Annotated in this window: 5 protein-coding genes; 2 read left to right on the top strand and 3 right to left on the bottom strand. The window is 31.1% G+C overall.

What is annotated here, in order from left to right; genetic code table 11:
* Positions 1–233, bottom strand: a 233-nt coding sequence (locus METFODRAFT_RS11655; RefSeq protein ID WP_449288749.1) for a hypothetical protein, incomplete at its 3' end; no start/stop codon positions are given.
* 432 nt (positions 234–665) lie between these two features.
* Here METFODRAFT_RS11655 and wecB point away from each other — a divergent pair.
* Positions 666–1763 (top strand): non-hydrolyzing UDP-N-acetylglucosamine 2-epimerase, encoded by a 1098-nt coding sequence (gene wecB, locus METFODRAFT_RS09090; RefSeq protein ID WP_007045315.1) that lies wholly within the window; start codon positions 666–668, stop codon positions 1761–1763.
* Between the two features lie 78 nt (positions 1764–1841).
* Positions 1842–2639, top strand: coding sequence for a hydantoinase/oxoprolinase N-terminal domain-containing protein (locus METFODRAFT_RS09085; protein ID WP_007045314.1), 798 nt, complete (start codon positions 1842–1844; stop codon positions 2637–2639).
* A 10-nt stretch (positions 2640–2649) separates the two neighbouring features.
* On the opposite strand, the gene METFODRAFT_RS09080 is transcribed toward METFODRAFT_RS09085, so the two are convergent.
* Positions 2650–3948, bottom strand: a complete 1299-nt coding sequence (locus METFODRAFT_RS09080) for an IS200/IS605 family accessory protein TnpB-related protein (RefSeq protein WP_007045313.1) — start codon at positions 3946–3948, stop codon at positions 2650–2652.
* A complete protein-coding gene (locus METFODRAFT_RS09075; RefSeq protein WP_007045312.1) occupies positions 3938–4567 on the bottom strand; it encodes an IS607 family transposase in 630 nt (209 codons plus the stop codon). The genes METFODRAFT_RS09080 and METFODRAFT_RS09075 overlap by 11 nt, the downstream gene beginning before the upstream one ends.
* Positions 4568–4707 lie beyond the last annotated feature (140 nt).

Below are 4707 nucleotides of genomic sequence, written 5' to 3'. Positions count from 1 at the left end.
CTAATCTCCCTTATAATTGCAATACACTCCTCATCCTTTGGTATGAATAACTTATATACTTCGACGCTCATAAAATTATATATTGCGATTATTATTTGTATATGTAATTGTAAGTGAAGATGAGCGTAAAAATTTAGAGTATAAATAAATTTTAGCAAAATTCGCAAACAACTATAGTTTGCTATGTCTTTCGATGTAGTTGTATCGAATATTGCATCCATAAACTTTTTCACTCCATCTCCTTAGTAGTGTTGAATCGATTATTGCAGTATATTTAAATCTATTGTCATCCAAAATATTGGGAAGGTTAGATAGTTGAGCATATAAACAAAACTCGTCTTCAGAGAGTTTTTGTAGGTTTTTAACGATAGTTGTTCTGTGAATTCCAAAAATATCCTCTGAAAATGCTTTGATGGTTTTTATCGGCGTTAGTGTTCTAACCTCTGCGAACTGGATAACTCCTCTGAACAGTTAAATCTTAAAACTATTTATAGAATTAGTGAGTATATTATTAAGTGCTGTTAGCATAGGAGATGCACCGTTTTTTAACGAGTTATTTAAGTGCTACCTATTTCTATTTTTTGGTTTTAATTTTAATAGTGTTAAATCACACTATCAGTTTTTAATGTTAATTTAAAGATTTTTAAATAGTATTGAGGGATAGGATGAAAATCTCCGTAATCTTAGGAACAAGACCAGAGATTATAAAACTCTCTCCGATAATTAGAAAATTAGAAAAAATTAACGTAGATTGGCACATCATACACACCAATCAGCATTATTCAGAGAATATGGATAGAATATTTTTTGAAGAGTTAAATCTACCAAAACCAAAATATAATCTAAATATTGGCTCAGGAACGCATGGAGAACAGACAGGAAAGATGATGATTGAGATTGAGAAGGTTATTTTAAAAGAGAATCCAGATGTTGTTATTGTTCAGGGAGATACGAATACAGTTTTATCTGGATCTTTAGTTGCTTCAAAATTAAAAATAAAAGTTGCACATGTTGAGGCAGGTTTAAGGAGTTACGATAAAACTATGCCAGAGGAGATAAATAGAGTCTTAACTGACCACATAAGTGATTATCTCTTTGCTCCAACAGAGGAGGCAAAAAATAATCTATTAAAGGAAGGAATTGAAAATAATAAAATTTTTGTTGTAGGTAATACCATTGTTGACGCAACCTTACAAAATTTAGAACTTGCAGAAAAAAATGAATATATAAATCAGTTTTTAAAAAACATAACCAATGGGGAGGGTTATTTTTTGTTAACTTTGCATAGAGCGGAGAACGTTGACAACAAAGAGAGATTAAAAAACATAATAAATGCAATAACAAAAATAACAGAGATTTATGATAAAGATATTATCTTCCCAATCCACCCAAGGACTAAGAAGAGATTGAAGGAGTTTAATTTATTTGAGAAATTAAAAAACAATAAAATAAAAATTATAGAACCAGTTGGTTATTTGGAATTTTTAATTTTGGAGAAGAATGCGGAGTTAATTTTAACTGACAGCGGAGGAATTCAAGAAGAAAGTTGCATTTTAAAAGTTCCATGTGTAACTTTGAGATACAACACAGAGAGACCAGAGACGTTAAAAGTTGGAAGTAATATTTTGGTTGGGGATGATAAAAATAAAATTATTAATGCTGTTGAATTAATGCTGAATAAAAAAAGAACTTGGGAGAATCCCTTTGGAGATGGGAAGAGCGGGGAGAGGATTGTGGGGATATTGATAAAAAATTTATTTTAATGGAAATGGTACTATTATTTGTTGGGATTTGTGGTTTAAAATCTCAATGATTTATGGATTTTAAATTGAGGGGATACTATGGGGAAATATAGGGTTGGTATTGATATTGGAGGGACATTTACAGACCTCGTTTATTTTGATGAAGACACAAAAGAATTTCATATAACAAAAGTCCCAACAACACCAAAAAGTCCAGCAATTGGGGCAATTAATGCAATAAAAGATGCAGGAATAAATTTTGATGAGATAGATATTCTTGTCCATGCAACGACATTGGGAACAAACATGTTTTTAGGGCAAGAGCATCTTTTACCCCCAAAAATTGCATTAATAACAACAAAGGGATTCAGGGATGTTATTGAAATAGGAAGGCAGAGAAGACCTAAACTTTATGATTTATTCTTTGAAAAACCAAAGCCATTGATAAAAAGAAGAGATAGATATGAGGTTGAGGAGAGAATAGGTGCAAATGGAGAAATAATAACGCCACTAAATGAAGAGGAACTATGTAAAATTGCCAAAGAAATTAAAAATAAAGGATATGAGGTTGTTGTTATATCATTTTTGCATAGTTACAAAAATCCAATCCATGAAAAGAAGGCAGAAGAAATAATAAAAAAACTCTGCCCGAATGTTGATGTTATTGCCTCTCATGAAATCGATCCAGAGTATAAAGAATATGAAAGGACAAGCACTACTGTGGTAAATGCCTACTTAAAACCTTTGATGTCAAAATATCTCAAAAATTTAATAACTTCTTTAAGAAATGAAGGATTTAATGGGAAATTTTATATTATGCAGAGTAGTGGAGGAGTATCCAACATTAAATATGCCACTGAGAGGCCTGCGGGGTCTTCCCGATGTGAGCATATATGAGTTTTTATACTTATAGAAGAGTTTTACCATTTAAATTTACGATATAGACCACATCGGGATTGGGTTTCATCGAGCTCAACTCCCCTCTGGGTTCATTGGGGAGTAAATCATCGCTCTCAACCCCAGACACGGGGACCCCAACTCCGCCTAAAATCTTTTTAACCAACTTAATTCCTCTTTTAAAAATATTAAAACAACCAACAAACTGTCTATTAAAAGCCCCGCAATTATTGCATTTAACAACCTGTCCCTCTTGGGACTCCATTTTACTCCCGCATACGGGACAGGTTTTTGATGTATAGTGGGGATTAACGTAAAAAACGATACTTTTATACTCTAACCTCTTAGCAATCTTTCTCCAACTTGTTCTATCCAAACTCCTATTAAAATTCGAATTTTTATCATACATATTAAACTTATCCAAATCCTCGAAGATAAAAATTGCATTTAGGAAGAGTTTAGATAATTGGGAAGTTAGTTTGTTAATATAATCTTCTACTCGATTCTTTCTCCTATTATAATACTTCCTCAACAATCTACCGATTCTCTTCGGAGCTTTTTTATAGATTGATTTTAGTTTATCGACAATAACATCATAAACCCTTTTAATTCGATGTAATTCCTCTACATTAACTCTAATCCAACCTTTTTCAGGATGATACAAATCTAACGATTTTAGATTACAATCTACTCCGATAGCAACTTTTTTATCAAAATTTAATTGTTTTTTAAATGTTATTAATGCCTCGTTATTTTTTAAAATAATCTCTCCAATGTCAAAATCCTTAACTCTCTCATAGAACCACTCATCTTTAATATTTAGAATTAAATATTCCTCTCTCGGTTTTATTGTTATTCTCACTTCTCTTTTTTCCTTATCGTATTTTATCAGAGTATTTTTAACTCTAACAAAAGGTCTTTTAAACGTGGGCTTTTTTCTACTCCTTATCCCTTCCATATAATTCGATTTCCAACTCTCTATTGTTGAATAAGATACTTTTATAGCTCCATCGACATAATGAGATGCAAACTTCCAGCCATTTAATAAATAATTTCTTAACTCTCTTTTAAAGTCCTTATCCTTTGGAATTTTCGGAATTAATCGAATGGTTTTATAGTATTTGTATTTATTCCCAACTTTATATCGATGTTTAACTTCCGTTTCTTTCCAATCGATATTTTTCCAAATAATATCGACTGCTTTTTGAGCTATTTTTATAAATTCAGTTGGTAGGTCTTTTAAATCGTAGTTATGTTTAACCTTATAAGTTAATACGATTTCAGTTGGGAGTTTGTTTTTATTTGTCATTTTGCTCCCTTACAATCTCTTTAACTGTTTTTGTGAGCTTTTTATACTTGTGAGAACGCATTCCATAAAGTTTTCCTGCAAAGTGAGAGACAATAGTTATTAAGTCCTCGACTAACTCTTCTTGTGGAGTTTTATGTTTTTTATTGATAACGATTATCTCCGTTCCATAGGATTTAAAAAATTCTTTTAATGTTTCAAATCCAAATCTCGTTAATCTATCTGGATAAGCAATTATTACTTTTTCAACCTCTTGGTTTATGACCATTTTTAAAAGTTTTTTGTAGTTTCTTCTTTTTTCGTTTAAACCACTACCTACATCTTTTAGTATTTGAACATCCCAATCCTTTTCCTCTGCGTAAGATTTTATTAGTTGTATTTGTCCCTCTAAATCGTCTTTTTGTGTGTTGGATGAGACTCTCGCATAACCGATAATTTTTCTTTGTTCTTTATCTTTAATTCCTAATATTCGTTTTATTTCACTTTCTGGAACTCTCCTTCTATTACCTACGGTTCTAACACATTTTATCTTCCCCTCTCTATCCCATCTTTGCAGTGTTTTTATATGAACTCCCAACAATTTACAAGCTTCCTTCATCGTATATAACTTTTCCAAGCTCATATTTAATCACAAATAATAATTAACACACATTTAATATTTAACAGTTTCGGAAGGCAAAATAAATTATAAAAAAGTAAAAATTAATAATATAAATAACTGACAGTGTGATTACGAGAATCCTTTCTTTATTAGCTCTTTAC

Origin of the sequence: Methanotorris formicicus Mc-S-70, from assembly GCF_000243455.1 — an archaeon.
In the GTDB taxonomy this organism is placed as follows: Archaea; AGJL01; Methanococci; order Methanococcales; family Methanococcaceae; genus Methanotorris; species Methanotorris formicicus.
The sequence above is the reverse complement of the archived record's forward strand: the minus strand, read 5'-3'. Positions and strand labels throughout refer to the sequence as shown.

Coding starts and splice junctions, on each gene's coding strand:
- wecB (WP_007045315.1), top strand. CDS start 666: ATGAAAATCTCCGTAATCTTAGGAACAAGACCAGAGATTATAAAACTC.
- METFODRAFT_RS09085 (WP_007045314.1), top strand. CDS start 1,842: ATGGGGAAATATAGGGTTGGTATTGATATTGGAGGGACATTTACAGAC.
- METFODRAFT_RS09080 (WP_007045313.1), bottom strand. CDS start 3,948: ATGACAAATAAAAACAAACTCCCAACTGAAATCGTATTAACTTATAAG.
- METFODRAFT_RS09075 (WP_007045312.1), bottom strand. CDS start 4,567: ATGAGCTTGGAAAAGTTATATACGATGAAGGAAGCTTGTAAATTGTTG.